The following is a 2,032-nucleotide window of genomic DNA, read 5'->3' on the forward strand; positions in this document are numbered from 1 at the left end:
TCGGTCTTGAAAACCGACAGAGGATTAACGTCCTGCGGGGGTTCGAATCCCTCAACCTGCGCCATTGAATGTTACTCGGGAGAAATCCTGAGTTTTTTTGTATTTTAATCAAGGAGGTATCATATGAGATTTTACCAGGAATTACAATTGAATCAGTCTGGTTCTAAAGAACTCATCAGACAAAGCAAAACAACAAAAGAAAAACTATATCACATAGCGGTATATCTTTTTAAAATTGCGATCACAGTGGCATTCTGCTTTCTCTTTGTAACATTATTTAGTATTTTATTTGGAAGTGAGAATAGTATTGCTGGAGTGGTTGTTCTCTTATGTATTATGGTATTTAGACAAGCACACTTTGAAATTCATGCAGGACAATCTACAGTGCTTCTGGTGTTATTTTTCATTAATATGACTTTATGTTCACACCTGGCTAATAAACTTTCTCCAGTCGCAGGAATGCTGATAAATATCGTTGCATTAGCTATATTAGTATTCCTAGGATGTCATAATCCATCTATGTTCAATCAATCAACGCTTGTTCTAGGATATTTATTATTATATGGTTATGATGTATCTGGAAAGAGCTATTTGATGAGAATTGCTGGAATGGCTGTAGGTGCAGTTCTTACCTGTATCGTATTCTATCGAAACCATAAGCATAGAACATACGATAAGCATGTAAAACATATATTACAGGAATTTGATCTATCTTCCACAAGAACAAAATGGCAGCTATGTCAGATTATCTGTGTGCCAGTTGTAATATGTATAGCTGAACTTTGCGATATGCCACGTGCTATGTGGGCTGGTATTGCCGCAATGTCTGTGATCTTACCACTTATGGACGATATGCAATATAGAGTACGTAAAAGAATTATTGGAAATATTGCAGGAGTGATATGCTTTACAGTATTATATTTCCTTCTTCCTTCACCAATATATGCATTTATCGGTGTGATTGGGGGAATTGGAGTAGGTTTTTCTACACAATATAGCTGGCAGGCTGTTTTCAATACATTTGGTGCTTTAGCTATAGCAACACAACTATATGGATTAAAGGGAGCAGTAAGCTTAAGAATAATACAGAATGTATTTGGTGTAGTCTTTGCGTTGTTATTCTGTATTATTTTTCATTGGTTTGTATCAAAAATTAAAGTAAAAGAAGTGTTGTAGGATATAATGAATTCATAAACCTGTTTTGACATAAGGACGTACGAAAATGTACGTTCTTTTTTTCTTGCATATATTGAATCTGTTCCTCGTGATACATTATATCTAACGAGAATGTCTCAATATGCATCTGATATAAGAACAGCGTGTGCAATATTGCTGTTTTTTACACATAGGGATAAGAATTCACTGCATCTCTTTTGTAATATGCATAAATAAGCGTTTTGAGGCAGTTTTGTATATATATGATAACTGTTTATGTATAATGGTTTATAAAGCTTAGAGAAGCGATATATGAGGAGAAAGTGCCATGAGAACTGAAATGGTTGAATTAACTAATCTCTGTATGATAAAAGATGGAGATAAGTATTTACTGCAGAATAGAGTTAAAAAAGATTGGCAGTGATATACATTTCCTGGAGGACATATAGAACCTGGAGAATCAATTGTACAATCTGCAATAAGAGAAGTAAAAGAAGAAACAGGTTTAACTATGAAGAATCCCCGTTTAGTAGGAGTGAAACAATTCTGGGCAGAAAGTGGAAGATATATAGTATTTTTATTTTCTGCAACTAAATTTACTGGTGATTTAAGAAGTAGTAATGAAGGTGAAGTGGAGTGGTTTACCAAAGAAAAAATAAAAAATATTTTGAATACCCACAAACCACAGGTCAGTGAAAATTAAATTTCATAAGCACCGATTAAACGGCGTTCATGAAGCTGAACCAGACACATGAGTTTCCCATCTGTTCTATAATTAGATTAGAAATTAGATGGAGGTATAATCATATGTCAAACAAAGTATTAAAGCCTAAGAAAGCTTCTCTTTATCAGTTCACTCAGAAATATTCCAACAATA

Annotated in this window: 1 protein-coding gene and 1 pseudogene; both read left to right on the plus strand. The window is 33.9% G+C overall.

What is annotated here, in order from left to right; translation table 11 throughout:
- The first annotated feature begins 123 nt into the window (after nt 1-123).
- Entirely contained in the window at nt 124-1,176 is a 1,053-nt protein-coding gene (locus EAI80_RS12820; RefSeq protein ID WP_129982348.1) for an FUSC family protein, read from the plus strand.
- A 418-nt stretch (nt 1,177-1,594) separates the two neighbouring features.
- A pseudogene (locus EAI80_RS12825) lies at nt 1,595-1,858 on the plus strand (NUDIX domain-containing protein); the annotation flags it as partial.
- Nucleotides 1,859-2,032: the final 174 nt, after the last annotated feature.

The sequence above is a fragment of the Catenibacterium sp. co_0103 genome, from assembly GCF_004168205.1.
GTDB classification, from domain to species: domain Bacteria; phylum Bacillota_I; class Bacilli_A; order Erysipelotrichales; family Coprobacillaceae; genus Catenibacterium; species Catenibacterium mitsuoka_A.

Coding starts and splice junctions, on each gene's coding strand:
- EAI80_RS12820 (WP_129982348.1), top strand. CDS start 124: ATGAGATTTTACCAGGAATTACAATTGAATCAGTCTGGTTCTAAAGAA.